The sequence below is a fragment of the Streptomyces sp. NPDC048521 genome (assembly GCF_043199855.1).
GTDB lineage: Bacteria > Actinomycetota > Actinomycetes > Streptomycetales > Streptomycetaceae > Streptomyces.
This window is the reverse complement of record NZ_JBICWR010000024.1, coordinates 55764-82715: the sequence shown is the minus strand read 5'-3', so window position 1 is coordinate 82715 and position 26952 is coordinate 55764. Positions and strand designations below refer to the sequence as shown.

Here is a 26952-nt window from a genome sequence, read left to right as displayed (position 1 = left end):
TCCGAGTGCGTGCGCGCGGTCTGGACAGTCGGCGAGTGACGTGTTGTCATGCCGCTGCGCACCAGATTTCCAACGTTGCAAGAACCGATTCGTCAGGACCCGGTTTCCCCTGCCCACCGACGTACCGCCCAGAGCCAGAGCACAACGGCATGACGCATTGCTCGGCGCCATGGGCCACGTCCACCGGCCGCGTCGGGACGAACGCGGCATCCGCCGCTGACGCCCGCCCGACGCCGCCCGACAGGTTGCACCGCCCTCCGCGCAAGGAAGGATCCGATGACAAGCAGAAGGATGACGAGAGGGCGTACCCGCCCCCGAACGAGGGTGTGGACGCTGCTGACAGCCGCTGTTCTGATGCTGCCCACGAGCGGGCTGCTGTCCACCGCTTCGGCCGCGGAACAGGTCGGCGGCACGATCTCCCCCTCCGCCGACAAGGCCGCGGTGGAATTGCACGGCCTGAAGGGCGAGTACTTCAGCATGTCGGCGCCGGGTGCCCGGGACTTCGCCGCACTCGGTGGCACCCTGCTCGATCCGCAGATCAACTTCTCCGGACTGACCAGCACCTTCCAGGAACTGACGGGGAGGACGGAACACACGACGGCTCGCTGGACGGGTCGGATCGAGGCACCGGCGACCGGTGACTACACCTTCTACGCCATCGGCGACAACGGCTTCCGGCTCTTCATCGACGGCAAGCCGGTCATCGACCACTGGGTGGGCGACTGGGACTCGGAGCAGACCAGCGCTGCGGTCCGGCTCACCGCAGGCGAGAAGCACGACTTCCGCCTGGAGATGTTCCAGGACACCGGCGGGGCCAACATGTTCCTGCGCTGGTCGACCCCGACGATGGCCAAGCAGCTGGTGCCGGAGTCGGCGTTCACGCCGCCGGACGGCTTCGAGGTCTACCCCGTGGAGCTGACCGTCGCCGGGGACGGGCGACGGCTGCGGGCCCGGTTCGAGGACCGGGTGAGCGAGTATGCGGCGGTCAAGGAGCACCTGAAGATCGAGGCGGACACGACCGCCCTGCCGATCAGGTCGGTCGGGGTCGACCCGGGTGACCGCACCTCCCTGCTCGTCACTCTGGCGGAGCCGATCCAGAAGGGTCAGCAGGTCCGGGTCACCTACGACGGCGACGGCGGCCTCAAGGCCGGAACCGAGACCGTCCCGAAGATCGTCCGGTCCGCGCAGAACGCCTCCACCCACCGGCTCACCACCACGTGGGGCGACCAGCTCGACAAGAACCATCCGCTACCCGAGTACCCCCGTCCGCAGCAGGTGCGGGCCAAGTGGAAGAACCTCAACGGCCCATGGCAGTTCAGTGCCGCCGAGGCCGGTGAGCAGCCGCGGTTCGGCAAGGATCTCGACGAGAAGATCATCGTGCCGTTCCCGGTCGAGTCCCAGCTGTCCGGGCTTGAGCGGCACGAGGACCACATGTTCTACCGCAAGCTCGTCGAGGTGCCGAAGAACTGGAAGGTCGGCCGGAGCGGCAAGGGCAACCGCCTGAAGCTCAATCTCGGCGCGGTCGACTACCAGGCCCGGGTCTGGGTCAACGGCAAGCAGGTCGCCGAACACACCGGCGGCTACACGGGTTTCTCCGCCGACATCACCGACGCGCTCAAGGCCACCGGCCCGCAGGAGATCGTGGTCGCGGTCACCGACACAGGTGGCGCCAACCAGCCGATGGGCAAGCAGTCCACCAACCCGGGCGGCATCTTCTACACCCAGTCGTCGGGCATCTGGCAGACGGTGTGGATGGAGCCGGTCGCCGACACGTCCATCGATAACGTTGTCACCACACCGGACATCGACAGCAGCAGTCTGGCCTTGACGGTCGAGTCCGACGACGCCTCTTCGAAGGCGCGGGTCGAGGCGGTCGCCCGTGACGCCCGCGGCAAGGTCGTGGGCACGGTCAGCGGCCCGGCCAACGAGCGACTGCGTCTGCCCGTGGCGAAGCAGCACCTGTGGAGCCCGGACGATCCCTACCTCTACGACCTCGACGTCAAGCTCACCGACGGCAGGTCCAGCGACAAGGTCGGCAGCTACTTCGGCATGCGGAAGGTGGCCGTCGAGAAGGTGGGGGGCTTCCCGAAGCTGGTGCTCAACGGAAGGCCGGTCTTCTCCCTCGCCACACTGGACCAGGGCTTCTGGCCCGACGGGCTGTACACCGCGCCCAGCGACGAGGCTCTCGCGTTCGACCTGAAGGCGCACAAGAAGCTCGGCTTCAACGCCGTCCGCAAGCACATCAAGGTGGAGTCGCCGCGCTGGTTCTACCACGCCGACCGCCTCGGCCTGCTGGTCTGGCAGGACTTCGTCTCCGGCGACATCACCGACGGGACCGGGCAGAAGGCCTTCGTCGACCAGGGCATGGAGATGATGCGGCAGCATCACGACGCGCCTTCCGTGATCGGCTGGATCGTCTTCAACGAAGGCTGGGGCGAGTGGAACCGCGAGGCGACCGGCCGCATCGCGGAGTCCGTCAAGGCCGCCGACTCCTCCCGTGTCGTCAACGCCCACACCGGTGTCAACTGCTGCAACTCCAAGGGCGACTCGGGCAAGGGCGACATCGTCGACCACCACGACTACGCCAACACCGACCCGCCCTTCCCCGACGGGAAGCGGGCCGCCATGGACGGCGAGCACGGCGGCTTCACCCTGCGCACCCCGGGCCACATGTGGCCGGGCGCCCCGACGGTGATCTACAGCGGCGTCGCCGACAAGGAGGCGCTGACCCGCAAGTACGTCGAGAACACCGAGAAGTACTACCTCGACCAGGCCGGCGCCGAACTCTCCGGTTCGGTGTACACGCAGATCACCGACCTGGAGAACGAGCTCAACGGGCTCTACACCTACGACCGCCGGGAGATCAAGGTCGACCCGGTCAAGGTCCGCGAGATCAACGAGAAGGTCATCGCGGCCGGTGCCGCCGCGGGCGAACGGAGCGAACTGAAGGGCGGCGGGCACTGGGCCCTCGACGAGGGCACGGGCGGCACCGCGCAGGACGACGGCCCGAACGGCAGGCCGCTGACGCTCACCGAGGGCACCACCTGGGCGCCGGGAGTCAGCGGAAGCGCGCTGAAGTTCGACGGTCAGGGGCAGTACGCCGAGACGGACGGCCCGGTGCTCGACACCACCGGCAGCTACTCCGTCTCCGCCTGGGTGACGCTCGACTCGCTTCCCGGCAACTACGCCACCGCGGTCAGCCAGGACACCCGGCGCCAGGCCAGCCCGTTCTACCTGCAGTACGGCCATGGCGCGTTCGCCTTCAGCACACCCGGCGAGCGGCGCGCCCGACTGGAGGTCACGCCCGAATCGGGCCGCTGGTACCACCTCGTCGGCGTGCGTGACGGCGCGAGCAACGAGATCAAACTGTATGTCGACGGCAAGCCGGCCGCGACCGCCACGAGCGGACCCGCCTACGGGAGCACCGGTCCGCTCGCCGTCGGCCGCGCCCAGTGGGACGGCGTGAAGACCGACTTCTGGGACGGTGCGGTGGACGAGGTCCACGCCTACGACAAGGCGCTCACCGCCGAGGAGGTGAGCGCCCTCTACGCCGAGGAGAAGCCGTAGCAGGCGGTGACATAGGCGGTCCCGGTGGGAGGAAGAGGTCATCCCGCCGGGACCGCCTACGTCTGCGGAGGCCCGGTCAGGCACGGCACCCGGTGGTGCAGCCGCCCGGGGCCGGCCTCCGTGCCGGCCCCCTCGCCCAGGTGCTCAGGCAGGTACGGACGAGCGTGCTCGGCTTGGCGCCTCGGCGGCGCGCCAGCCCTCCGCCGCGGGCGTCCGGCCGAGCTGCCCGACAGATGTCCGGCACGGTCGCGCCGGCACCGTGCCGCGAGGACTTCGCGCCAGGCCGCGGCCTTCTCGAGGCCGCGGCCAGATGGGCGGCAGCCATGTGTGGCGCGGCGTCGGGTACTCCACTTCGACGCGGGCGGGGCTGTCCCCGCATCGGCCGCCGTCGAGCCGACGGCCGATGCGCGGACGGGGTGGGCCGCGGCGCCCCTCACGCCGCCGCCCACCCGGCATGGTGGCTGGCGGCCGGTCACGGTGCCCACGGCGCTTCCACGGCCCAGGTGGCGTCCTGCGTGAAGAGGGCGGGATCGTCCCAGCTGTGGGTGCCGCCCGGGGTGGCCAGCCCCAGCTGGGCGTCGTAGTGGCGCAGGTACTGCTCGGGGAAGTTGTAGGCGGACAGCCGCACTCCCCCGTTCGCGCCCCGGACCGCGCAGAACGTGGCGTCGGCCCGGTACAGGTCGCCGCTGCCCGGCTCCTTGTAGACGCGGAAATCGCGGTGACGCAGGTACTCGCCGGTGCGCCGGACGAAAACCTCAGCTCGCCTCGGCAAGGTCGAGATCGAGGCGCCGGCGCGCCGGGACAGCGGCTACGGCGGCTACGGCGAAACCTCGCGAGAGCGTTGTCAGCGCGGAGTCCAATACCTGACGGTCAGTCAATCATTGGAAGGACGGCGGCGTCAGACCTTAGCGCCGCTCTGCGCCGGTCCACGACCCAGCGTGCTCTCCCGCTCGACCAAGCGGTAATCCGCCTGGATCCGCCGGGGTTCGGGCGCCTTGCCGCCGAGCCGGGCGAGCACCGACTCCACCGCCAGCCGCCCGATGGCCTCCTTGTCCGGTGACACGGAAGTGAGGGTCACGACACCGAAGCGCCCCTCGACCACGTCGTCGAACCCCACTACCGCGACGTCCTCGGGCACCCGCAGTCCCCGCTCGTGGAGCACCCGCATCGCACCGATGGCCATCGGGTCGTTGTAGGCGAAGACGGCGTCGGGGCGCCGCCCGGTGTCCAGGATGCGGTTCATGGCCGCCGCGCCGTCGGCGTGCCCCCAGCCGTCGGTGGCGGCCACGAGTCCGTCGTCGGCCGACAGTCCGGCGGAGACCAGTTCCTCGCGCCAGCCGCGTACGCGTAGTTGGGCAGGCTCGCTACGGCCGCGCCGGGCGCCGATGAACGCCACCTCCCGGCGACCCAGTCCGACCAGGTGCCGGACGGCGGTGCGGGCGGCGGCGACGTTGTCGATGGCGATGTGGTCGTACGGCAGGTCGTACTCCCGCTCGCCGAGCAGGACCAGCGGCACGTTCTCCGCCCTGTCGCTCAGGTCCTCGGTCTCCAGCTCGATGGGACTGAGGATCAGTCCGTCGATGACCCGTGCCCGGAAGCCCTGGCTGACCAGGATCTCCTGTTCCCGGCGCCCGCCGGTGTGGTCCAGCAGCACGATGTAGTCGTGTTCGGCGGCCGCGTCGATGACGGCTGCCGCGAGTTCGGCGAAGTAGGGGTTGCCGAGTTCGGGCAGGGCGAGCGCGATGATGCCCGTGCGGCCCTTGCGCAGGTGCCGAGCGGCCAGATTGGGCCGGTAGCCGAGCGCGTCGATGGACCGCTGGACCCGTTCGCGCATGGCGGGCGTGACGTGCTGGTAGTTGTTCACCACGTTGGAGACGGTCTTGATGGAGACCCCCGCGTGCGCGGCGACGTCTTTCAGGCTGACCCGCACGACGATCCCTTTCCAGAACGGCCCGACTCGGATGGTCGGTGCGGGTCCGGTGTCACCATCGTGAGCCGAGCGCCGAGCCCCCGCGTCGGGGTTTACAACGTTATACATCCGCGCTGCCGCACTGACAAGTCACCGGAAAACGCCTGCCGCACCGGCCGCCGGCGGCGTCCGACGGGCTGGATGTGGGCGTCGGCTGCAGGTGAGCCTACGGCTCCCGCCGCGGCTGGGGCTGCGGCTCCCAGTCCCACTCCCCGCAGCCGAGAGCAGTCGCCTTCGCAGAGGTCGCATTCGAGGAGCGGATCAGTACGCACGAGGGCTGTCGGCTAACTCCGGTCCGTCGCCACGGCCGCCTCCCGCGCAGCGTTCGCCGGCACGGCGCCGACCCTCATCCGCTGGAAGACCCGACCGGCCTGCGGAATCGGGCTCAGCGCCCCCCCTCTTCCCCTTCACTCCGCTGTTCGCAGCCTGGCAGGCGTACAACGGCGTGCGGCACGGGACGGTCCACCGACGAGAGCCGTCATCGGCCCACAGGCAGGTGCCCTGAACGTTTTCCGGCCCACCGGCGTCACAGGGGTAACCAACTCGAAGGGGGCCAACATGATGGTGGGACGTTCCCATGCTCGTGTCCTTTCCACCGGCGTGCTGATCGGGACCCTGGTGTGCCTGACCACCGCATGCGCTGCGGAGAGTTCGACGTCCTCCGCAATCGCCAAGGGAAGCAAGAACGGCAAGGTGCAGGGCACCACCACCTGGGAGGAGCCTGCCTCGTACGTCTACACCCTGACGTCGACCACAGACGTCCTGGCGGGAACCTTCCGAGTGGAGGTCCGGAACGGATCGGTGACGAAGGTGGTCGGGCTCGACGATGACAGCCGGCGGCAGGTGGAGCAGCACGCCGAAGTGCCCACGATCGGCGGCCTGTTGAAGAGGCTGGAACAGGCTCGCAGTGACAATGCGGAGACAGCGGAGGCCGAGTACGCGGCCGACGGGCACCCCGTTCGTGTCTCATTGGACTGGGACAAGAACGCCGTCGACGACGAGGCTCTCTATGTCATCAGCGCCTATGCACCGGCCTCCGCAAGCTAGGCCGGTTCCTTCGGACCCCGTTTCGCCGGCCCGGGACGTCTCGGTCTGCCCACATCATCCCGGCGTCTGGCGTTGTCGTACGTGCCTTGGAATGGGCCTACGGCCATGCCGATGGCGACCTGCGCGAGGCCGACGGCAAGGCCCCATGTCTTGAGCCTGCGCGGCCGCCTCCCCTCCCCCGGACTCCGGCAGGGCCGCGTGAACCGTGTCGGCGAACACCGTCGCGGTGGCCCCGCTCACGCCCTCGCCCCGGTGCGCGGCCGGCACCTACCGGCCGGTGCGGTCAGCTCGACGACGACGGCACGCGGCTCGGGGCGGACACGTCCGATCGCCTGGACAGGGATCCGTATCTCCTGGGCCGCCCGGCGCAGCACCAGCGCATGTCCGTCGGATTGCAGGACAGTGCCTCGGGAGCCGCTCAGCACGGTATGGGAGATGTGATCGACACGTGCGGGATCGTAGAGGCTGGATGGTGGCGCCGGCGAGGGGCAAGACCATCGGTCGGGCCGGCGGCTCCCCCGCGGGACCTGCGCAAGGGCCGGTGCTCGGTGACCGGACTGCTCCTCGGCCTCTTCCGTGACCTTGCCCCTGCGTGGGCGCAGGGCCGGGCAGCGTGGCAGCCACCAGATATCCGTGTTGCGATGGAAGGAAGGACGTGGAAGTCCGGCCCCGGTACACAACTGCGGGGCCCCTGACGGATGGAACGATCATGGCACAGAACAAGCCGCTCAAGGCCCGCGACATCATGACGGCGGGCGCGAAGTGCGTCGGTCAGCACGAATCCCTGCAGGACGCAGCGAGGCTGATGCGCGACATGCAGGTGGGCGCGCTGCCGATCTGCGGTGACGACGACAGGTTGCAGGGCATGGTCACCGACCGCGACATCGTCATCCACTGCGTGGCCGACGGGCAGGACCCGGCCCAGGTCGAGTGCGGTTCCCTCGGCGGCAACCTGCACTGGATCGACGCGGACGCTTCGGCGACGGACGCCCTGCATCTCATGGAGCAGCACCAGGTGAAGCGGCTGCCGGTGATCGACGTGCAGAACGGCCACCGCCTCTGCGGGATGATCTCGGAGGCCAACCTCGCGCAGAACCTCACCGACAAGCAGATCGCCGAGTTCGCGAGCCGCGTGTACGCGGGCGCCCACTGAGGCACCGCGGGCCGGGCTCACCGGCCGGACTGCCGGGCGGGCCGACAGCGACGGTCAGACGGCAGCGTGGGAAGACTAGGCGGTCGCCGGCCTGGTGACCTTGGTTGGCGCCGTCGCGCCGGTACTGTTCGGCGGCCTGGCCGAGTCGGACGATGCTGCCTCTCTGTACTTCACTCGGACCGGGCGGTCTGGGCCAGAAGCGGTGCCAGGACCCGGGACGCGCAGATCCTCAGGGGCGCAAGCGCTCGAGTTCGTCCGCGCGGCGGTGGTCCTTGAGACGGCCGAGTGAGCGCCGCATTCGGATCAGGTCGTCCAGTGCGGCGTAGCGGATGGTGAAGCCCGCGGGGTGGTGGGCGCTCACCGCACGGACGAGGCAGGGCCCGGTGTCCATGCCACCCCAGGGCAGGTCGGGTGTGCAGAGGTCGCCGCTGACACCGGTCACCTGGTAGGCCGCCTGGGGCCGGTCGAGGTCGGGGAGGTCCGTGCAGCCCGTGGCACTCAAGGCGTCACGCAGGGTGTGCGCCTGTTCGGGAGTGCCGTCCCACAGCAGGTCGAGGTCACCTGTCAGTTCCATCGAACCGTGCATGATGCCGGCGACCTGGCCTATGACCACCGCGTGCGAACCGGCCTCGGACAGAGCCCGGAGGAAAGGGAAGGGATCGAAGCCGAGCGCACCGTCCGTGGCGAACGTGCCGGCGACGTCATCGGCCTCCTCCAAGCCCCGCCCTGTGGTGGCCCGTTCACGAGTGGCGTCCTGGATCCGCTGGACGGCCTGACAAAGTCGCACAACTGCAGCCTCGTTCATTCCGCTCATTCAACAGCAAGCACAGCGGCCCCACGCGGTACTGCCCTGGCCCGGCCGCCTCGCGGCTCAACGCCTCGGGGGGCGCCCTCTTCGCTCGGTCCGGAGGCGCCACGACACCATGCGCACCGGCGGCTTCCTGGCCGCTCGGCGGAGAAGGCCGAGGTCGACGGTGGTCCACTGCATGAGACGGGCGGCGTCGGCTTGCCGACGGGCCCCACCACTCAGCGCGGTACGGCTGCCGGCAAGTCGTCGCCCAGTGCCGTCGGCTCGGCACAGGTTGAGGGTGTGGCGGACGTGACGACCGTGCCGCCGTGCCGTGAGCAGGCCCGCGCGGCGCAGGCCTCAACGTCCCCGAGATCGCGCTCCCTCTGGTCCTGGTGACCCAGTTGCACGCATCCCCGGTGTGGTCGGCGGCCGTCTTTGTAGCCAGAGTATCTCGGTGTCCACGGGCGATCACCGTGCCACTGCTGCCGTGGCGCCGCCAAGCGCTACGTGCGCTTCAGCAGGTACTTGTGCTGACCGGACAGCACCAGCTCGCCGCGCTGATTGTGGATCGTGGCCGCCGTGATCACGACGCCGTTGTCGCCCCGGGGCTCGAGGCCGGTGATGGTGAGCGCCGGGTACAGGGTGTCCCCGGAGTGGACTTCCTTCAGGAAACTGCAGGACAGTTCGAGGAAGCTGATGAACACTTCACCGATGAAGTGCGGGAACAGGGTGGCACCCGGGGCGGTGAAGGCGAGCACCTGCAGGCCGTGGACCACCGGTGCGGTGTGCCCGTGCCTTCGGGCCCACTCGGCGTCGTAGTGCACCGGGTGGTTGTCCGCGGACACCGTCTGGAAGGCTGCCGCGTGGGCGTCGGTCAGGGTCCGGCTGGGGGCGCGGAAGACCTCGCCGACGCGCAGGTCCTCGAACGTCCTGGCCGGGACGACGAGGAACGCGTCGGGGTCGAACGCTTCTGCGGCCGCCGCCCGCTCGGTGGTGTGCTCGGTCATCAGGCTGTCCTCTTGTTGTGTGCGGTGTGGGTGTGCGCGCGAAGCGACTGGGCGCGCCGGTGTCGTGGCCGACTCGGCGGCCGGATCACTTGGGCGGTGCGATCCGGGCGGCCAGGAGGTTGGGGTCGTCGTCGGTGAAGTAGGCGCCGCTGGCGACATAGGCCGTGGTGCCCCGTACGGCGAGCGACGTCGGGTTCTCCAGCCCGTCGGCGCCCGTCAGCACGATGGTGTGGGCGCCGCTCGGCTCGACCAGGGCGATCTCGTTGTCCGCGTTGATCGCGGCGAGGAGGGTGTCACCGTGGCCGGTGAACGCGAAGTCGTCGATGTCGACCAGTCCGGTGGTACGGGTCTCGACCCGGCCGGCGGTGCCGTGCCCGGTGACCGGGATACGCAGCACGGTGCCCTTGTCCAGGTTGGAGACCCAGACCGCGTCGTTGCGGATCTTGAGTCCGTTGGCTCCGAGGAAGCCGTCGGAGGCCAGTTCGGGCGCGGTGCTCCACCGGGTGGGTCCGCCTCCGGTCACCGGTACGCGCCAGACGGTGCCGAGGACCGAGTCGGCCACGTACAACTGGCGCTCTTGGCTGTCGAGGGCCAGGCCGTTGGGCAGACCTTCGGCGGGAAGCGCCGCGATGCGTCGCGGGGTGCCGCCGGGGCGCAGGCGCCACACGCCGGTCAGGTCGCTGCTGCCGGTGGCGTAGAGGAAGTACAGGGTTCCGTCGTGGGTACGGACGATGCCGCCGAGGAACGGGTTGGAAAGGGCGGGGGTGGTGGAGCCGGCCGGGGGCTGGGGCAGGGTGGCGAGGACACGCACCGTGCCGTCGCGGCTGATCCGGGCTATCTGCCGGCTGTAGGCGAAGGTGACGACGGCGCTGCCGCCGGGTTCCAGGGTGATGTTCTCAGGTCGCTGCCCGTTGGCGATGTCCAGGTGGGCCACAAAGCGCACCTGCGGCTGCGGGGTGGCAGCTGCCGTGGTCGTGGGGCCCGCAGTGGTCAGGGCGAGGGCCGCCGCTATGGCTGAGGTCAGGAGACCGGTGCGTCGTCGTGCCAGGAATGTGGACATGTGACTTCTTTCCTCTGTCTTCTGCTCGTAGTTGACTTCTTGACGCAGTGAACGAAAGGGTCCGCGCAGGCATGTGTCGGTCCGGCGGTTCACGCGCGGTTGAATCGCTGGCGCAGTTCGCCGATTCCGCGGATCGAGCTGACGAGTTCGTCACCGTGGTCGAGCCAGCGCTGCGGGGTGCGGCCCAGGCCGACGCCCGCGGGCGTACCGGTGAAGACGACGTCTCCGGGCGACAGCTCCAGTACCTCCGACAGCTTCGAGAGGAGAGCCGGGACGGGAAAGAGGAGGTGCCGGGTGTGCCCGTGCTGCACCTGCTCACCGTTGATGCTGCAGGCCAGTTCGAGATCGTCCGGGTCGTCGAACTCGTCGGGAGTGACGAGCCACGGGCCCATGGGGGAGAAACCCGGGTACGACTTCGCGAGACCGAACTGCGGAGACGGCCCGCTCATCTGGAGGATGCGTTCCGACAGGTCCTGGCCGACCGTCAGGCCGGCGACGTAGTCCCATGCTTCCGCTTCCGGGACCCGGCGGGCGGGGCGGCCTACGACGACGACCAGTTCCACTTCCCAGTCAGTGTGTCCGCCGAGCGGCAACGTGACATCGGTGACGGGACCCGTGATGCTGCTGGCGAACTTGGTGAAGACGGGCGGCATGGTCTCGGGTGTGGTGAACCCGGCCTCGTCGACGTGCTCACGGTAGTTGAGACCGATGGCGAAGAGCTGGCGGGGTGCGGGTGCCGGCGCGCCGAGGTCTGCCGGGTCGAAGGGGGTGCCGGCGCCCGTGTCGACCTGGGCGGCCCACGTCCGGAACTCGTCCCAGCGGTCGTACACCGCTTGTGGGTCGGACGGGAAACGGTGGCCACTGGCTTCATGGACGTCCACGGCTCGGTCATCGGAGACGAGACACAACCGTCCGGACAGATTGGCGACACGCATGGGATCTCCGGGACTGGAAGGGGCGGGTCCGGTGTGGGCGGTGCTGCCGTCAGGCGGACCGGGTGACACGTTCGAGGAGAAGCAGCACGGACTGATACGGGCGGCCCGTGACGTGCTGCATGCCGATCTCGCAGGTGCGGTTCGCCGACAGGTAGGCGTCGTAGGTGCCCGCCGCGACCTCCTCCGCCTCGTGGGTGGTGGCCGCCTCGGTCAGTTCCTTGTGGAGCATGCCTCGGTCACCGGCGAAGCCGCAGCACTCCGCATGGACGGGAACATCCACGGTGTGGGCCACGAAGCGTGCGAGTTCGTCGAGTTCTTCGGTGTCTGCGAGGTGCCTCATCGAGCACGTCGGGTGCACGACCGCACGGTCCACCTTCCGGGACGCCGTGAGGTGCGGCAGCAGTTCGGTGGCCGCCCAGACCAGGGAGTCGACGACGGTGAGCTTGTCGTGCCTGAGCTTGTTCTCCGGTGTCAGGTACGGGATGACCTCGTGCCCGATGCCGAGGGTGCACGACGAGGCGTCGACGACGAGGGGCAGCCGGCCGCCGTCCGTCCACTGCCAGGCCCGCTCGACGGTGCGGTTGGCCATCAGCGTGTTGCCGTCGTCGTAACCCTTGGAGTGCCAGATGGTCGCGCAGCACGAGCCGGCCAGGTCCCGCGGTATCCAGACGGGGCGGCCCGCCCGGCGGGACAGCTCGACGACGGCCTCGGGGAGTGACGGCCCCTCCACACCGTCGGGTCCGGCGAAGATCCTGTTGACGCAGGCGACGAAGTAGACGGCGGCAGCGGACTCTCGTTCGGTGCTGGGCAGCCGCCCGGCGGCAGGGGCGGGGATCCCGCTGATCCACTCGGGTACCAGGTCGGGTGAGACCGCCTTGCGGGCGGCCGAGGTGACTCCGCTCAGGAGCCGGTCACTGACGTGCTCCGCGACGCCGAGGGCAGCTCTGACCGACGTCTCGACGGCTGCGAAGTGCTTCGCGACGCGCTCCGCGGTGCGCTCGGCGCGCTCGCCGTGCCGCTGGTGCCGGAACCGTTTCATCATCGCTCCGGTGTCGATCCCGACCGGGCAGGCGATCTTGCAGGTCGAGTCGCCCGCGCAGGTGTCGACCGCGTCGTAGCCGTACGACTCCAGCAGGCTGTCCATGACGGGCGAGTCGGCGGGCTGGCGCATCATCTCGCGTCGGAGCACGATCCGCTGGCGGGGCGTCGTCGTCAGGTCACGGCTGGGGCAGACCGGTTCGCAGAAGCCGCACTCGATGCAGGAGTCGGCCACGGCCTCGATGGTGGGGATCGTCTTGAGGTGCTTGAGGTGGCCCCTGGGGTCCCGGTTCAGCACCACGCCCGGGGCGAGCACGCCGTGCGGGTCGAGTGCCTGCTTGATCCGCCACATCACGTCGGTGGCGGCAGCGCCCCACTCGGACTCCAGATACGGCGTCATGTTCCGGCCGGTGGCGTGTTCCGCCTTGAGGGAGCCGTCGAAGCGCTGGGTCACCATGGCGCAGAACTCGTCCATGAACTCCGCGTACCGCTCGACGTCCTCGGGACGCGAGGCGTCGAGGGTGAGCAGGAAGTGCAGGTTGCCGTGGGCCGCGTGGCCGGCCACCGCGGCGTCGTAGCCGTAGCGCCGCTGCAGCTGCGACAGCGCCTGGCAGGCCTCAGCCAGGCGCGAGGGCGGAACGGCGAAGTCCTCGGTGATCAGCGTCGATCCCGTGGGCCGGGTCTTGCCCACCGCCGTCATGAACGCCTCGCGGGCGTGCCAGTAGGTGTGCACCACGCCCGGATCGGTGATGAAGGTGTTGGTCGCCGATGCCACGGGGGACACCAGGTGCAGATCCCTCAGGACGTCCGTGGCCGCCTGCCGCTGGGCGAGGTGGTCGGCCTGGGTCGCGGCGCGGAACTCGACCAGCAGCGCGGCGGTGCTCTGCGGCAGGTCTCCCCAGTCGTCGGGCACTCCGTCCACTGCTGCGCAGGCACGCAGGGTGTTCCCGTCCATCAGCTCGACGGCCCGTGCCCCGGCCCGGTTGAAGAGGGGCACCGCGGCGGCGGCAGCGGGCAGATCGGGGAAGAACAGGAGCGCCGTGTAGGTGATCTTGTCGAGGGGGACGGTGTCGAAGACGGTATCGGCGATGAACCCCAGGGTGCCCTGGGAGCCGACCATGAGGCCGCGCAGGATCTCGACGGCGGTCGTTCCGTCCAGGAAGGCGTCCAGCCGGTAGCCGCTGGTGTTCTTCAGCTCGTACTTGGTGCGGATCCGCTCGACGAGCGCGCTGTCGTTCTCGATCTCGGCCTTGAGCGCCAGCAGGTTCGCGCACAGTTCCGGCTCCGCCTCCCGAAGGCGGGCTTCGGCGTCCGGGGCGGCCGTGTCGACGATCGTCCCGGACGCCAGTACGAGGGTCAGGGAGGACAGCAACCGGTAGGAGTTGCGGGTGGTGCCGGCGGTCATACCGGACGCGTTGTTGGACACGACGCCGCCGATGGTGCACGCGCTGGAACTGGCGGAATCAGGTCCCATGAGGCGGCCGTACCGGGACAGTGCGACGTTGGCCCGTCCGATGGTGGTGCCCGGCCTGATCCGCGCTCTGTCGCCGCCGTCGAGCACGTCCAGGCCGGTCCAGTGGCGGCGTACGTCGACCAGGATGTCCTCGCCCTGCGCCTGTCCGTTCAGCGACGTGCCGGCCGCGCGGAAGACCACCGAGCGGTGGTTGTCGCGGGCGTAGCGCAGCACGGTGGCCACGTCCTCGACGGTTTCCGCGATGACGACGACGCGGGGCACCAAGCGGTACGGGCTGGCGTCCGACGCGTACCTCACCAGGTCGGAGACCTTGTGCAGCACTTTGTGCGCGCCCAGTTCCCCGATGAGGTCGTCCCGCAGGTCCTCCGGTGCACCGGAGGCCCGGTCCGTGGGAACCCGGTCGACGGACGGCTCCTCGGGCGGCTGCGGGCGCAGCGTTCCCGGTTTCGGTTCGAGCAGCGGCATGGGACGCTCCTTTCTTCCCGCGTGGCGAGGCGGGCTGGTGCCGAAGCTTCTACGAGGCCCGCGCCGCCTTCCCGCCCTCGCTGGGCGGCGGGTAGGCGGCGCGGACCGGCGCTGCCGGCTCACGGGCGGTGGCAGGGGCGGCTGTGTCTCGGGTGCGGGCTCACCCGGCCGTGCCCAGGAACGCTCGCCGGGCCGCCGTCGTCGGTGTGTTCCGTCGGATGGTCAGCGAGCGGACCGGACGGAGCGCGCCGCCTGGAGAATCAGTTCGCTCACCGCACGCGGGTCACTCACCGCGGCGGCGTGAGGAGCGCGGACGGCGACCGTGTGGGCCTTGGCACGTGCGGCCATCCAGCGCTGCGCCGCCGGCGGTATGTTCCGGTCCTCGGTGGCGATCAGGTACCAGTTGGGCAGCTTCTTCCAGGCAGCGGCGGTGGCACGCTCCTCGAGCGCCGCCACGGCGATCGGACGCTGTCCGACGGCCATCGTGTGCGCGGTGGTGACGGGGACGCCGGCCGCGAACTGCTGACGGAACAGGTCCTGGCGGATGACGAGTTCCTCGCCCTGTCCGCCGCCGGGCAGCGGGTAGTGCTGCGTGGACGTGGCCTGTTCCAGGGTGCTGCCCGGGTACTTCCGGGTCAGCGACAGCGCGCTCTCGCCCACGTCCGGCACGAAGGCCGCCACGTAGACCAGCGCCTTGACCTGGGAGGCCCCGACGGCGGCCCGGCTGATGACGGAACCGCCGTAGGAGTGCCCGACGAGCACGACGGGCCCCTCGACGCTGTCCAGGACACTGCGTACGTAGGCGGCGTCACCGGCCAGTCCCCGCAGCGGGACCGGCGGGGCCAGGACGCGATGGCCCTGGCGCTGGAGTCTCTTGACGACGGGACTCCAGCTGGAGGCGTCGGCGAAGGCGCCGTGGATCAGCACGATGGTGGGCAGCGGGCCTTGGCTCCCGGTCACGGGCTCCGCCGCAGGGGCCGAATGGGCGACGCCGGCGGTCCCCAGGGCGGCGGCCCCGGCCAGCATGGACGCAGTGACGGTACGACGTGAGATCGAGTGGTTCATAGTCGGCTTTCTGCGCAGTGGCAGCCCTGCGCCGCTCACGCGTACGCTCACGGGCGCGGCCGTGAGCCGCGCACCGCAGGTCACGTTCGTGGCGCGAGGACCGGCCAGGGCTGGCTACTTGATGGTGGCCTCGATGGCCTCTTCGATGAGCGCGACGACCCGCTTGGGGTGGGCGAGCATGACGAGGTGGGAGGAGTCGACCTCGATGGTGGTCATGCCGGCCCGCTTGTAGCCGAAGCGCTCGACGTCCGGGTTGATGGTGTGGTCGGAGGAGGAGACCAGGCCCCAGGCCGGCTTGGTCTTCCAGGCGGCGGCCGGGGCGGCATCGGCGAAGGCCTGTGCGGCGAGGGGACGCTGGGAGACGGCGAGGACGGCGGCCAGGTCGGGGTCGACGTCGGCGGCGAAGATGGCCGGGAACTTGTCGATCTCGACCGACACGTCGGTGCCCGGGGTGTCCGATCCCTCGAGGGGGAACGGGGTGTAGACGAGGGCGGCCGCGAGGTCGGAGTCCGGGAACCGGCCCTGGAGTTCACCCAGGCTCTCGCCCTCCTCGAGGGCGTAGCCGGAGAGGTAGACCAGCGCCTTGACGTTGTCCTCCACACCGGCGACGGTGATGACCGCGCCACCGTAGGAGTGGCCGACGAGGACGACCGGCCCGTCGATCTGGCGGATGACGGAGGCGACATAGGCGGCGTCGCCGATCAGGCTGCGGTTGGGCACCGCGGGGGCGACGACCTTCAGGCCGCGCTTGAGCAGCTCGGGAATGACGCTGGCGTAGCTGGAGGCGTCGGCGAAGGCGCCATGCACCAGAACGACGGTCGGGCTCTCGGAACGGGACATGCTCGGGCTCGCTTCTGTTGAGGTGGTGAAAAGGGCGGCTATAAGCCGCGGTCGCGTGGACAAACCTATGCATGATCGGGAAGTAGGACTTTTCTCTGCGCGCCCGGACTTGGTCTGCGAGCGCACTGGTCCGAAATGACTGATGACGGCAGCGGTGCGTCATGCACCGCTGCCGTCATCGACATTTCTTACCCGTAGTACCTGATCAGGAAATGTGCCTCACCGCTGACAAGGCCCCAGGTCCGCCGGAATGTACAGGGAGACGGCTCAACCGTTCCAGCCGTCGAGGAAGGCCATGAGTTCGGCGTTGACGATGTCCGGCCGCTCTTCCTGGCAGAGATGGCCGCACTGGGGAATGCCGACTCCCCGGACGTTGTGGGCCATGCCCTTCCAGACCTCCAGTACGTCGTAGGCCTTGCCGACGGCGCTGAAGTCCTCACCCCACATCGTCAATACGGGGCAGTCGATGAGCTGGTCCGCGTCCTCGCGGTCCTGTGCGACGTCCTGGGGCGCCGCGCGGTAGTCCGCACAGGAACCACGGACCGCGCCCGGCTGCCGGTAGGCCCGGACGTAGACGTCGATCTCCTCGGACGTCAGCATGTCCGGGTTGTACGACCAACTGCGGTAGAAATGGGTGAGCCAGGCTTCTTCTTTCCCGGCGATCAGGGCTTCGGGCAGGTCGGGTACTTGCAGGAAGGTGAAGAACCAGTATCCCTGCCGCGCGAGGGCCACGTCGTAGGTGTCGGCGATGATCCGGGTCGGGATGTTGTCCATGGCGACGAAGCGGTCGATGCGATCGCGGTGGTCCTTCGCGAACCGCGTCCCCACCCGAGCGCCGCGGTCGTGACCGACCAGCGCGATCTTCTGATGCCCCAGATGGTCCATCAGAGCCAGAGTGTCCTTGGCCATCGTGCGTTTGTCGTAGCCGGACGCGGGCTTCTCGGTGTCTCCGTACCCGCGGAGATCTGGTGCGATGACGGTGTACTTCTGTGCCAGAGCCGGTATCTGCTTGCGCCAGCCGTACCAGGTCTGCGGAAAGCCGTGCAACAGGTAGACCGGAGGCCCCTGGCCGGCGCTGACCCAGTGTTGATCGATGCCGTTGAGTTCTGCCGTGTGATGCACGATCTCGGGCATGTCTTCCTTGAACACTCGCATGTCTCCGAGGGAAACACTCGACGCGTGTGATTCTTGCCCGTACGTGCATGGATTCGGTTCCGTCAGCGCAGGCCACGACGGGGGCGACCCGGAAGCGACCAGGCGCCTCATCTTCCCTTGCCGTCCCCTTGTCCCCGCTGCCGGCGCTCACTCTCGGTAATGCCGCCCCAGACTCCGTACTGTTCTCCGAACGACTCGGCGAACGTACGGCACACCGAACTCACCGGACAGGATCGGCAGACGGCACGCGCGCCTTCTTCTCGGCGCCTGCGAGCCTCTCCCCTCTCTCCGGTAGGGGAGAAGAACACCGAACTCGCCATGCCGCGACAAGCGGCGTGGCACTGCCACTCCCAGACATCCAGAAGAGGTTGCGTTCTGACCTTCATCATGGACTCCCGTATCAAGTGCTCTCCTTCGGTACTTCTGGTCACCGCTGTGTGAGGTCCAGCACCAGCTTGTCGAGGTCCAAGTACTGCTCTTCGCTTCCCTCTGGTACATGGGTGAACGTATGTCTCAGGAAAGCTGCCACTTCGCGCACAGGGCACAGCAGTGCCGCGGAGCCTGCTGTGGACCGGAGGGTGATGTTCACGAAGCGGCGGCGGCCGATGGCCCGCGGCCGTACCAGCACATCGCCGATTCCGCTGGGTGCGTCGATACCGTCCGAGAGCAGTTCGCGGGAAAGTGTCCAGTGGACGGGGCTCGCATGGCCGGGTCCGATGGAGAGGCGCACGGCATACGGGTCGGTCGCGCAGTAGGAAAACTCGACCTGGAGCGGCACAGGGATCTCACGCGGAACCGAGACGTGCACCATGACCGTGCACGATATTGTGGTCTGAGGCTTTCTCATGTCATTCCCTGTGCGTCATCGAGAAGCGAGGCTCTCGACGGAGCGTAGCCACCCTGTGTCCGTTTCGTCTTTTTTCACAGTGCACAGCTCTTGCTCGCAGGCGAACACATGAGTCGACCTCGGTCCGAGTACCACGGTCGGCGGACGGATCGAGGGGCGCCTTGTCGTCCGGACACACCCGCGAAAGGGCCGCTCAGTGCCTTCCGGCGCTGAGCGGCCCTGGCACGACGTTGCCGCCGCTTCAGTCCGGCCCGCGGGTCAGCTCGCGAACACCTCGCGCAGCCGGGCTTCCTGCTCCCTGTCAAGGTTCGACCGGATCAGCTCCGCGTGTTCCGTCGGGAAAGCCTCCTTGACCCGGTCGAGCACCTCGTCCTGGGACAGCAGGAAGAGCGCGGACGTACCGCGGGTCACCTGGGACTTCACCGAGTCGATGAAGTCGTCGTCGATGCCGACATCTGCCAGCTTGCCGCCCAGGGCACCGGCTGCCGCTCCGACAGCGGCGCCCAGGAGCGGCATGAGGAAGATCAGGCCGAAGAGCAGGCCCCAGAAGGAGCCCGACAGGGCACCCGCACCCACCAGGTCGGTGAGCTGCTTCGTCCTGGGCTTCTTCGCTTCCGTCGCCCAGCTGACGACAGCGGCGTCGACGACTCTGATCAGCTCCTGCTTCTGCAGGTCGAGCAGTTTGTGCTCCACCTGCTCCGCACTCGCGGGGGAGTCGAACTTCCAGACCGTCAACGTGGCCATGTGCACCTCTCAGCTTCCTGGCATTGCCGTGATCAGTAAAGATCGACGGGCACCGGAACCACGCCCGAGCTGCCGCATCGTGCGGTGGCGGCAAACCTCTGTGCACGCAGAGAACGCGACGAGGGTCCGTGGCGCAGCCTTCGACGCCGCTGACGGAGTGAGAGGCGCCGTCGGAGCCGAGCTGGTTGTGGAACTCCGCGTGTGCGGCCGAGGCCTTTCCGCGGGGTGAGCAGGAGGGTGGGAGCAGCCCCGGGACGACCTCGCACGGCGGGCTGCTGAGCAGGGGGCCGCCGCTGCCGGGCCGCACCGGGGTGCAGGAGCCGCTTCAGTCCTGCTTGCCGCGCCCGGTGAGCATGTCGCGCAGGCGGTCGACCATGCCGGCACCGGGCGCGAGGAGTTTGTTCGCGGGCGGGGTGTCCGGTGCGGACGGGTGCGGGCGGGTGGGAGCGTGCTCCTTCGCCGAGCGGACCTTCTCACCCAGTTCCGCCAGGGCCCCGGGGGAGCAGACCTCGGCCAGCATGGGGAAGAGCCGGTTCTCCTCGTCGCCGACGTGCGCCATGACGGCGTTCTTCAGCCGCATGATCAGCGTGTCGAAACGCCCGTCCCCGGGTTCGCAGCCCTCGAGTTCCTTGAGCATGCGCTCGACTTCGCTGTGGTCGGCGATCTCCTTGTCCGCGAGGTCGTCTCCCCCGTCGACGTACCGGCGCACCGCCGGGTACAGGTACTCCTCCTCGGCCACCGAGTGGCGGATCAGTTCCATGGTGAGCCGGTCCGCCAGTTCGCGTCGCTGCGGGTCGGCTCCCGGGAGTGCTTCGATCTGCGAGAAGAGGTCGTCCACTTCGCGGTGGTCCGCGGTCAGTTCCTGGATGACGTTTCCGCCGTGTCCCATGGGTTCTCCACTCCTTGTCGTGCTGAGGCCGGGTGTCGTTCGGCCGTCTTCAGCGCGTGCGTCGGCGCGGTCGGCCTCCCGCGAGCGCGGAGGCTCCGGCAGACGCGGCCCCTGTCCCGTGACCGCCCCGTCGGCTCGGCACCCAGCTCGTATACCTCCCACGCGTGCACCCGTGACCTCGCACCGATCCGCCACTTCACTCCTGCGGCCGACAGGATCCCGGCGGGTGTCCGGGAGGACTCAGCCCGTGGGCCCGAGACCGAGCGCGCCGCCGCTCTCGCTCACACCGGCGCACCCGCCGTTGTGCGACAGCCGACGCACGGTCTCGCGGTGCGGACTCCGGCCGGCCGTCTTCCACGACACCGGGCCAGGCGCAGACAAACGGTCCCGGGACAGCACGGCTAGGCGCTCCGGGGTCGGCGGCCTGCGGACTTCTTCGTGGTCGTCTTCTTCGCCGCGGTCTTCTTGGCCGGCTGCTTCTTCGCCGCGGCCTTCTTCTTCGGCTTCGGCAGCTCGTGCACCTCGGCGTCGCCCTCGTCGCGGGACGCCTTGGCCTGCTGCACGGAGGCGTTCAGCGCCGCCATCAGATCGAGCACCTGGGCCGGCTCCTCGGTCTCCGGCGCCTCCGGGAGCGGCCTCTCCTCCCGCTTGGCCTCGATGATCTGGGCGATCGCCTCGGTGTACCGGTCCTGGAACTCCTCCCCCTCCAGTTCGTCGCGGGTCATCGTGTCCATCAGCGCGAGCGCGCCCTCGATCTCCTCGTCGGACACCTCGACCGGCGGCGGCAGCAGCTCGGTGGGGTCGCGGATCTCGTCCGGCCAGCGCATCGCGTGCAGCACCAGGACGTCCTCTCGGACCCGGAGCAGGCCGAGGCGCTCGCGCCCCGACCAGGCGTACTTCGCGACGGCCACCTTGGCCGAGCGGCCGAGCGCCTGCACGAGCAGCTTGTACGGTTTGGCCGCGACCTGGCCGGCGGGCTGCAGGTAGTAGCCCTCGCCGATCCGGATCGGGTCGACCGACTCCAGCGGCACGAACGCGTCGATCTCGATGGCCTTCGCGGTGGGCAGGGGCAGGTTGCTGAGATCCTCGTCCGTGATCGGGACGACCTGCGTCTTGGTCAGCTCGTAGCCCTTGCCGATCTCCTCCTGGGAGACCTCGCGGTCCTCCAGCTCGCACACCTTGCGGTAGCGGACCCGCCCCTGATCGGCCAGATGGTACTGGTGGAAGCGGATGCTGTGGTCCTCGGTGGCGCTGACCACGTTGATCGGCACGGTGACCAGGCCGAACGAGATCGCGCCGGACCAGATGGTTCGGGGCATGGCAAACCTCCGCGGTAGCCCCGAGCACCACCAGGTTACGGACGGCTCACCGGCCCCGCACGTCTGCGATCCGTATGTGACCGGACACGTGGCCGTGTCAGCTGTTGATCATGTCCCGGGTCTGGGCGTACACCGTCGCGTCCGTGAGCAGGCCGGTGTGGCTGAGGCAGGCGGTCTTGGTGTTGGACGCCTGGGATGTCCGCCGGGCGTTCCTCGGCAGCCGCGGCAAGCGGACGCTGTTCGAGGTGGTTCCCACCCGGGCCGTGGGCATCCGCGACTTCTCCGCGTTCACCGGCGAGGAGGAGTTCATTCTCCTGCCGGACACCATCTGAAGGTGACCGATGTCGAGGTCGGGCGCGGCGGCCTGGGCACCGTGAAGCTGACGGAACCGGAGGAGCAGGCCCTGGTGTCCTGACCGGACGGCACATCGGCAGCCGCTCCAGGCGGGATGGCGGCCGCCGGCACATGGGAGCCGTTCACCAGCTGTGCGCCGAGCCGGGCTGTGGACGGGGCGCGGGACCCTCACCGGCGACGGTGGCCTCCACACCGCGCGGTTCGCCGGCCCATCGGCCCGCTCCGTCCGCATCACGGGCACGGAACGCGGGACCAGGTGGCGGTACTCGCTGCAGGAGGTCGGCGTCCACAGCGGCTGACAACGGCCGCGGCGACACGGTCGCTCGGGCGACGGTGCCGCCGCGGCCGAAGGACTCACCCCAGGTACTCCTCCACCCCCGGTGCACGGTGGGCGTCCTCCACGCCCACCAGCGCGCCCACCGCCTTCGCGTCGGGCTTGAGCACGTAGGTGGCGAGGCTCGCCGGGCGGTTCACGTCGGAGAAGTCCTGCGGCGTGCCGAGGCCGGTGTCGACGTTCGTCTGGGAGCGGTGTGCCTCGACGACGTCCGCACGGGCCAGGCTGCCGGCGGCGCAGGCCTTCTTCAGGTCGTCGCCGAGCAGCTTCGCGGCGTTGTAGCCGGAGAGGACGCCGGAGTCGACGGGCGAACCCGGGTACTTCTTCTGGTACGCGGTCACCATCTCGCGCACGCCGGGCAGCTCCGAACTCACCGCAGGCGCCGCGCCGACCACGTGGAGCATGGCCGTCAGGGCGGGCGCGGCGGCGGTCTTCATCAGTTGGGGTGCGAAGCCGGGGGCGCTGCTCACTACGGGGACCCGCAGGCCGCGGGAAGCGGCGACGCCGACCAGGGAGGCGGTCTGCGCGGGGCCGGCGCTGACCAGGACGGCCTTCACACCCTGCTTGCGCAGCGAAGAGACCTGCGCGGACAGGTCGGTGTCGGTCGCCTTGATCTTCTGCCCGGCGACCTTCAGCCCGGCCTTCCTCGCCGCCCAGGTGGAGCCCTCGAGGGCATTGCTGCCGTAGTCGCCCTCGAAGTAGACGTGGCCGATGGTGTCGCCCTTCTTCAGTCCCTGGGTGCGGGTGAGGAAGTCGACGGCGGCGATCATGTCGAGGTCGTAGGTGGTGCCGAGGACCTGGACGGCGTCCTTGCCCAGCAGGGATGCGGCCCAGGCCTGCGGGAAGGTCAGCACGTGGTCGCGCTGGACGTCGTCGAGCAGCGCGGAGACCACCGGGGAGCCGATGACCTGGGGCAGGGCCACCACGTCCGGGGAGATGTCGGCGTACGCGGTGACCGCCTTCTGCACGTCGTAGCCGTGGTCCTTGACGGTGATCTCGACCTTGCGCCCGCAGATCCCGCCGTGGGCGTTGATCTCGTCCGCCCACATCTGCTGGGCCTGCACGACGCTCTTGCCGAGGGTGGCGTAGGGACCGGTCAGATCGGTCAGGGCGCCCAGACGGATGGTGGTGGCGGAGACTCCGGGACCGGTGCGGACCCCGTCGGCGCTGTCACCGCCGCCCTCGCCGTCCGCCTTGGCGCTGCATCCGGTGGCGGCAGCCAGCAGGACGAGGGCCCCGGCGAGGACGGCCGTGGTGGCGCGGTGTCTGGGGTGCGTGGTGTTCACGGGGTGTGCTCCTTGGGTCGTGCGGGCGCGGCGGGGTACGCGGGCTGACGAGTGGGTGTGCCGGGTTTTCGGCGCCGGACGCGGTCGCGCAGGCGGCGGGTCAGGCCGTGCAGCCCGTCGGGGGCGCAGAGCAGGACGACGACGATGGCGGCGCCGTAGAGGTAGCGGGCCGCCTCGGTCGGGCCGACCGCGCCGTCCGTGGCGCCGGGAGCGGCCACCAGCGGCAGTTGGTCGGCGTAACGGGTCATGAGCAGGGGCAGCGCGGTGACGAAGACGGCGCCCGCGGTGGTCCCGGCGACGGAGCCGAGGCCACCGAGCACGATCATGGCGAGGTAGTCCACCGAGAGGCCGAGGGAGAAGTAGTCGGGGACGACGCGGCGGAAGGCCAGGGCGAGCAGGACGCCCGCCAGACCGGCGTACATCGACGACACGACGAAGGCCGCCGCGCGGTGGCGGGCCACGTCGACGCCCATCACCGCCGCCGCGGTCTCGCTGTCGCGCAGGGCGGCCAGCGCCCGGCCGGGACGGGACCGCAGCAGTCCGCGTGCGGTGAACCAGGTCAGCGCGAACAGCGCCAGGCCCAGGTACCACAGGCGTTCCTCGGCCCCGAAGGGCACGCCCAGCACGACGAGTTCGGGGCCGCCGGTGGTGAAGCCGAATCCGCCGACCGTGAGGGGCGGCACGGAGCGACCGTTGAATCCGCCGGTGACGGAGTCGGCGGTCAGCAGCAGGTGGTGTCCGAGGAAGACCAGCGCGAGGGTGGCCACGCCGAGGTAGATGCCGCGTACCCGCCCGGCGACCGGGCTGAACAGCCCGCCCACGGCTCCCGCCAGCAGCACCGCGAGGACGGCGGCGAGTGCGGTCGGCAGACCCGGTCCCGGCTCGCCGGCCAGCCAGGTGTAGCCGTAGGCGCCGACGGCGAGGAAGAAGGCGTGGCCGAGGGAGAGTTGTCCGGCGGTACCGCTGAGCAGGGTCAGGCCGATCGCGCCGATGGCTGCGGCCAGGGAGAACAGGCCGATGCGCAGCCAGAAGGCGTCCAGGTAGAACGGCGGCACGCACAGGAGGAGCGCGACCAGGACGGTTGGGGCCGGCCTCAGACGACTGCGGTCAGACACGGGCCGCTCCCCTCGCGCCGAACAGCCCGGTGGGCCGGACCAGGAGGACGAGGATCATCACGGCGTACGGGGCGACGTCGCCGAAACCGTCACCGAGGACGTGCAGGTCGGACTGGTGGCCGGCGACGAGCGCCTCGGTCAGCCCGATCAGCAGGCTGCCGGCGAGGGCGCCGGCCGGTGAGGCCATGCCGCCGAGGATGGCGGCCGGGAACGCCTTCAGTGCGATCTGGCCGGTGGTGCGTTCCAGGCCGGGCGCGGGGAACGCGGCGAGGAACACGGCGGCCAGTGCGGCGAGTGCGCCGGCCAGGCACCAGGCGAGCGTCCGCACCCGGGTCAGGCGTACGCCCATGAGGGCGGCCGCTTCGAGGTCCTCGGACGCGGCCCGCAGGGACAGGCCCCAGGCGGTGTACCGGAAGAGAGCGAAGGTGGCGGCTATGGTCAGCGCGGACACGGTGATCGCGGCGAGTCGGCTGTCGGCGATGGTCACCGGTCCGGCCGTGGTCACCGCGTCGCCCCAGGGGTCGCCCAGTGGGAGCAGGTCGCCACCGATGCGCCGGGACAGGTCGGTGAGCAGGACGATGTCCACGCCGATGGTGACGATCGTCTGTGCGTGGGCGGCGCGCGGGTCCGGTTCGCCGCGCTGCAGCAGGAGGCGGTCGAGGGCGCCCGCGAGGAGTGCGGTCGCGAGGACGGCCACCGCGAGCGCCGCGGCGAAGCCGAGGTCGTCGTGCAGCACGGCGACGAGGTAGCCGCCGAGCAGCAGGAGGGAGCCGTGCGCGAAGTTCAGGACGCCCGACGCCTTGAAGATGACGACGAAGCCGAGGGCGACCAGAGCGTAGACCGCGCCGAGGGCGAGGCCGTTGAGGAGGTCGTCGAGGAAGGCGGTCATGCGGCGTCCTTCCCTGATGTGCCGAGGTAGGCGCGCAGCACCGCGGGATCGCGGCGGACCTCGTCGGGGGTTCCGTGGGCGATGCGGCGTCCGAAGTCGAGGACGGTGACCTGGTCGGCGAGGCGCATGACGAGGCCCATGTCGTGCTCCACGAGCAGGACGGACAGGGCGAGTTCGGTGCGGATGTGCCGGATCAGCTCGGCGGTGCGGGCGCGTTCGGCGGCGTTCATGCCGGCCACGGGTTCGTCGAGGAGCAGCACGCGCGGCTCCAGGCACAGGGCGCGGGCCAGTTCGACGCGTTTGCGGTCGCCGTAGGAGAGCAGGGCGACGGGATGGTGGAAGTGCTGGGCGATTCCGGTGAGTTCGGCGATCTCGCGGGCGCGGGCGCGGTGCTCGCGCTGTTCGCGTACGGCGCGCGGCAGGCGCAGGGCGCTCGCGGTGAAGCCGGCGCGGGAGTGGACGTGGCGGCCGAGCATGAGGTTGTCGGCGACCGTGCCCTCGGTGGTGACGATGTTCTGGAAGGTGCGGGCCACACCGAGCGTGGCGATGCGGTGCGGGGCGAGCCGGGTCAGGTCGGCATCGTCGAGGCGGACCGTGCCGGCGGCGGGGCGGGTGAGGCCGGACAGGACGTTGAAGCAGGTGGACTTTCCGGCGCCGTTGGGACCGATGAGGGCGTGCACGGTGCCGGGGGCGAGGGTGAAGGAGACACCGTCGAGTGCGGTGAGCCCGTCGAAGCGGACGGTGACGTCGCGCACGCTCAGTTCGGGGACGGTCATGCGGCCCCCTGGTCGTCGCCGGTCTCGCCGAGGTAGAGGCGGCGCACCGCGTCCGTGCGGGCGAGGTCCGCGGCGGAGCCGGACAGCCGTAGCTCGCCGTTCTCCAGGACGTGGGCCTGGTCGGCGAGGGACAGGGCCGTCCCGGCGTTCTGCTCGACGAGGAGGACGGCGGTGCCCTGGGCGTGGATCTCGCGGACCACCTCGGCGATCCGGTCGACCATGAGCGGGGCGAGGCCGAGGGACGGCTCGTCGAGGAGCAGCAGGCGCGGGGCCGCCATCAGGGCACGGCCGATGGCGAGCATCTGCTGCTCTCCCCCGGACAGCAGGCCCGCGGCCTGCCGGGTTCGTTCGGCGAGCCGCGGAAACAGCGTGAACACGCGCTCGAGGGCCTCGGCTGTCCGGGCGGGACTGCGGCGGCCGAGGCCGAGACCTCCGCTGCGCAGGTTCTCGTCGACGGTGAGGCCCGCGAAGACGCGCCGTCCTTCAGGGACCTGGACCACACCGGCGCGTACGGCGGCGACCGGGTCGCTGCCGTCGAGGACCGTGCCGCCGTAGCGGACACGGCCGGCGGTGATCTGGCCGCGGTGCAGGCGCAGCGTGCCCGACACGGCGCGCAGCAGCGTGGTCTTGCCGGCGCCGTTGGCACCCAGGAGAGCGACGACGGATCCGTGCGGAACAGTCAGGGACACGTCGCGGAGAGCGGAGACGGCACGCCCGTACGTCACGTCGAGGTGCTCGACGTGCAGGGTGGGCTCGTCGTCCGGTGGTGCTTCGGGCATCGCGGCTCCTCAGGGCCGTGCCGGAGGGTGGCACGGGCTTCGGGGGCTTGGGAGG

At 70.0% G+C, this 26952-nt stretch carries 23 protein-coding genes and 1 pseudogene; 4 read left to right on the top strand and 20 right to left on the bottom strand.

Going from position 1 to position 26952, the window contains the following annotated elements:
- Positions 1-291 precede the first annotated feature (291 nt).
- Positions 292-3567 (top strand): LamG-like jellyroll fold domain-containing protein, encoded by a 3276-nt coding sequence (locus tag ACGFRF_RS36895; protein WP_393747722.1) that lies wholly within the window; start codon positions 292-294, stop codon positions 3565-3567.
- A gap of 472 nt (positions 3568-4039) precedes the next feature.
- On the opposite strand, the pseudogene ACGFRF_RS36890 reads toward ACGFRF_RS36895, so the two are convergent.
- Positions 4040-4303, bottom strand: a pseudogene (locus ACGFRF_RS36890) (AbfB domain-containing protein); the annotation flags it as partial.
- 162 nt (positions 4304-4465) lie between these two features.
- Positions 4466-5497, bottom strand: coding sequence for a LacI family DNA-binding transcriptional regulator (locus ACGFRF_RS36885; RefSeq protein WP_393747667.1), 1032 nt, complete (start codon positions 5495-5497; stop codon positions 4466-4468).
- A gap of 597 nt (positions 5498-6094) precedes the next feature.
- Between ACGFRF_RS36885 and ACGFRF_RS36880 the strand changes: the two genes are divergently transcribed.
- On the top strand, positions 6095-6583 hold the full coding sequence (locus tag ACGFRF_RS36880; RefSeq protein ID WP_393747665.1) for a DUF6174 domain-containing protein: 489 nt from the start codon (positions 6095-6097) through the stop codon (positions 6581-6583).
- Between the two features lie 709 nt (positions 6584-7292).
- Positions 7293-7736, top strand: coding sequence for a CBS domain-containing protein (locus ACGFRF_RS36875; protein WP_393747663.1), 444 nt, complete (start codon positions 7293-7295; stop codon positions 7734-7736).
- A gap of 229 nt (positions 7737-7965) precedes the next feature.
- On the opposite strand, the gene ACGFRF_RS36870 is transcribed toward ACGFRF_RS36875, so the two are convergent.
- From ACGFRF_RS36870 to ACGFRF_RS36810, 13 genes are all read right to left on the bottom strand, one after another.
- Positions 7966-8541, bottom strand: a complete 576-nt coding sequence (locus ACGFRF_RS36870) for a hypothetical protein (protein WP_393747661.1) — start codon at positions 8539-8541, stop codon at positions 7966-7968.
- A gap of 488 nt (positions 8542-9029) precedes the next feature.
- Complete coding sequence (locus ACGFRF_RS36865; RefSeq protein WP_393747660.1) at positions 9030-9533, bottom strand: MaoC family dehydratase; 504 nt, start codon at positions 9531-9533, stop codon at positions 9030-9032.
- 85 nt (positions 9534-9618) lie between these two features.
- Complete coding sequence (locus tag ACGFRF_RS36860; protein WP_393747659.1) at positions 9619-10593, bottom strand: SMP-30/gluconolactonase/LRE family protein; 975 nt, start codon at positions 10591-10593, stop codon at positions 9619-9621.
- Between the two features lie 89 nt (positions 10594-10682).
- Complete coding sequence (locus ACGFRF_RS36855) at positions 10683-11528, bottom strand: fumarylacetoacetate hydrolase family protein (protein ID WP_393747658.1); 846 nt, start codon at positions 11526-11528, stop codon at positions 10683-10685.
- A 49-nt stretch (positions 11529-11577) separates the two neighbouring features.
- On the bottom strand, positions 11578-14505 hold the full coding sequence (locus ACGFRF_RS36850) for an FAD-binding and (Fe-S)-binding domain-containing protein (RefSeq protein WP_393747657.1): 2928 nt from the start codon (positions 14503-14505) through the stop codon (positions 11578-11580).
- A 222-nt stretch (positions 14506-14727) separates the two neighbouring features.
- Positions 14728-15570 (bottom strand): alpha/beta fold hydrolase, encoded by an 843-nt coding sequence (locus tag ACGFRF_RS36845; RefSeq protein WP_393747655.1) that lies wholly within the window; start codon positions 15568-15570, stop codon positions 14728-14730.
- A gap of 114 nt (positions 15571-15684) precedes the next feature.
- Complete coding sequence (locus ACGFRF_RS36840; protein ID WP_393747653.1) at positions 15685-16410, bottom strand: alpha/beta fold hydrolase; 726 nt, start codon at positions 16408-16410, stop codon at positions 15685-15687.
- A gap of 267 nt (positions 16411-16677) precedes the next feature.
- Positions 16678-17544 (bottom strand): alpha/beta fold hydrolase, encoded by an 867-nt coding sequence (locus ACGFRF_RS36835; protein WP_393747651.1) that lies wholly within the window; start codon positions 17542-17544, stop codon positions 16678-16680.
- Between the two features lie 128 nt (positions 17545-17672).
- Positions 17673-17951: a WhiB family transcriptional regulator gene (locus ACGFRF_RS36830; protein ID WP_393747720.1), complete on the bottom strand. Its 279-nt coding sequence runs from the start codon at positions 17949-17951 to the stop codon at positions 17673-17675.
- A 41-nt stretch (positions 17952-17992) separates the two neighbouring features.
- Positions 17993-18376 carry an SsgA family sporulation/cell division regulator gene (locus ACGFRF_RS36825; RefSeq protein ID WP_393747649.1) on the bottom strand — a complete coding sequence of 128 codons (384 nt, stop codon included), beginning with the start codon at positions 18374-18376 and terminating at the stop codon, positions 17993-17995.
- Positions 18377-18670: 294 nt separating this feature from the next.
- A complete protein-coding gene (locus ACGFRF_RS36820; RefSeq protein WP_393747647.1) occupies positions 18671-19156 on the bottom strand; it encodes a DUF1269 domain-containing protein in 486 nt (161 codons plus the stop codon).
- Positions 19157-19481: 325 nt separating this feature from the next.
- A complete protein-coding gene (locus tag ACGFRF_RS36815) occupies positions 19482-20045 on the bottom strand; it encodes a hemerythrin domain-containing protein (protein WP_393747645.1) in 564 nt (187 codons plus the stop codon).
- Between the two features lie 401 nt (positions 20046-20446).
- Positions 20447-21364 carry a Ku protein gene (locus ACGFRF_RS36810; protein ID WP_393747643.1) on the bottom strand — a complete coding sequence of 306 codons (918 nt, stop codon included), beginning with the start codon at positions 21362-21364 and terminating at the stop codon, positions 20447-20449.
- Positions 21365-21474: 110 nt separating this feature from the next.
- On the opposite strand from ACGFRF_RS36810, the gene ACGFRF_RS36805 reads away from it, so the two are divergent.
- On the top strand, positions 21475-21696 hold the full coding sequence (locus ACGFRF_RS36805) for a hypothetical protein (protein WP_393747642.1): 222 nt from the start codon (positions 21475-21477) through the stop codon (positions 21694-21696).
- A gap of 376 nt (positions 21697-22072) precedes the next feature.
- Here the strand turns inward: ACGFRF_RS36805 and ACGFRF_RS36800 are convergent, their stop codons facing one another.
- Genes ACGFRF_RS36800 through ACGFRF_RS36780 form a run of 5 tightly spaced genes read right to left on the bottom strand, consistent with a single transcriptional unit; the run spans position 22073 to position 26897 of the window.
- Complete coding sequence (locus ACGFRF_RS36800; protein WP_393747640.1) at positions 22073-23338, bottom strand: ABC transporter substrate-binding protein; 1266 nt, start codon at positions 23336-23338, stop codon at positions 22073-22075.
- Positions 23335-24453: a branched-chain amino acid ABC transporter permease gene (locus tag ACGFRF_RS36795; RefSeq protein WP_393747638.1), complete on the bottom strand. Its 1119-nt coding sequence runs from the start codon at positions 24451-24453 to the stop codon at positions 23335-23337. The genes ACGFRF_RS36800 and ACGFRF_RS36795 overlap by 4 nt, the downstream gene beginning before the upstream one ends.
- Positions 24446-25342 carry a branched-chain amino acid ABC transporter permease gene (locus ACGFRF_RS36790; RefSeq protein ID WP_393747636.1) on the bottom strand — a complete coding sequence of 299 codons (897 nt, stop codon included), beginning with the start codon at positions 25340-25342 and terminating at the stop codon, positions 24446-24448. Before ACGFRF_RS36790 ends, ACGFRF_RS36795 begins: the two co-directional genes overlap by 8 nt.
- Entirely contained in the window at positions 25339-26118 is a 780-nt protein-coding gene (locus ACGFRF_RS36785; RefSeq protein WP_393747634.1) for an ABC transporter ATP-binding protein, read from the bottom strand. The genes ACGFRF_RS36790 and ACGFRF_RS36785 overlap by 4 nt, the downstream gene beginning before the upstream one ends.
- Positions 26115-26897, bottom strand: a complete 783-nt coding sequence (locus ACGFRF_RS36780) for an ABC transporter ATP-binding protein (RefSeq protein WP_393747632.1) — start codon at positions 26895-26897, stop codon at positions 26115-26117. The genes ACGFRF_RS36785 and ACGFRF_RS36780 overlap by 4 nt, the downstream gene beginning before the upstream one ends.
- Positions 26898-26952 lie beyond the last annotated feature (55 nt).

Coding starts and splice junctions, on each gene's coding strand:
- ACGFRF_RS36895 (WP_393747722.1), top strand. CDS start 292: ATGACGAGAGGGCGTACCCGCCCCCGAACGAGGGTGTGGACGCTGCTG.
- ACGFRF_RS36880 (WP_393747665.1), top strand. CDS start 6,095: ATGATGGTGGGACGTTCCCATGCTCGTGTCCTTTCCACCGGCGTGCTG.
- ACGFRF_RS36875 (WP_393747663.1), top strand. CDS start 7,293: ATGGCACAGAACAAGCCGCTCAAGGCCCGCGACATCATGACGGCGGGC.
- ACGFRF_RS36870 (WP_393747661.1), bottom strand. CDS start 8,541: ATGAACGAGGCTGCAGTTGTGCGACTTTGTCAGGCCGTCCAGCGGATC.
- ACGFRF_RS36865 (WP_393747660.1), bottom strand. CDS start 9,533: ATGACCGAGCACACCACCGAGCGGGCGGCGGCCGCAGAAGCGTTCGAC.
- ACGFRF_RS36860 (WP_393747659.1), bottom strand. CDS start 10,593: ATGTCCACATTCCTGGCACGACGACGCACCGGTCTCCTGACCTCAGCC.
- ACGFRF_RS36855 (WP_393747658.1), bottom strand. CDS start 11,528: ATGCGTGTCGCCAATCTGTCCGGACGGTTGTGTCTCGTCTCCGATGAC.
- ACGFRF_RS36850 (WP_393747657.1), bottom strand. CDS start 14,505: ATGCCGCTGCTCGAACCGAAACCGGGAACGCTGCGCCCGCAGCCGCCC.
- ACGFRF_RS36845 (WP_393747655.1), bottom strand. CDS start 15,570: ATGAACCACTCGATCTCACGTCGTACCGTCACTGCGTCCATGCTGGCC.
- ACGFRF_RS36840 (WP_393747653.1), bottom strand. CDS start 16,410: ATGTCCCGTTCCGAGAGCCCGACCGTCGTTCTGGTGCATGGCGCCTTC.
- ACGFRF_RS36835 (WP_393747651.1), bottom strand. CDS start 17,544: ATGCCCGAGATCGTGCATCACACGGCAGAACTCAACGGCATCGATCAA.
- ACGFRF_RS36830 (WP_393747720.1), bottom strand. CDS start 17,951: ATGAAGGTCAGAACGCAACCTCTTCTGGATGTCTGGGAGTGGCAGTGC.
- ACGFRF_RS36825 (WP_393747649.1), bottom strand. CDS start 18,376: ATGGTGCACGTCTCGGTTCCGCGTGAGATCCCTGTGCCGCTCCAGGTC.
- ACGFRF_RS36820 (WP_393747647.1), bottom strand. CDS start 19,156: ATGGCCACGTTGACGGTCTGGAAGTTCGACTCCCCCGCGAGTGCGGAG.
- ACGFRF_RS36815 (WP_393747645.1), bottom strand. CDS start 20,045: ATGGGACACGGCGGAAACGTCATCCAGGAACTGACCGCGGACCACCGC.
- ACGFRF_RS36810 (WP_393747643.1), bottom strand. CDS start 21,364: ATGCCCCGAACCATCTGGTCCGGCGCGATCTCGTTCGGCCTGGTCACC.
- ACGFRF_RS36805 (WP_393747642.1), top strand. CDS start 21,475: ATGTCCCGGGTCTGGGCGTACACCGTCGCGTCCGTGAGCAGGCCGGTG.
- ACGFRF_RS36790 (WP_393747636.1), bottom strand. CDS start 25,342: ATGACCGCCTTCCTCGACGACCTCCTCAACGGCCTCGCCCTCGGCGCG.
- ACGFRF_RS36785 (WP_393747634.1), bottom strand. CDS start 26,118: ATGACCGTCCCCGAACTGAGCGTGCGCGACGTCACCGTCCGCTTCGAC.
- ACGFRF_RS36780 (WP_393747632.1), bottom strand. CDS start 26,897: ATGCCCGAAGCACCACCGGACGACGAGCCCACCCTGCACGTCGAGCAC.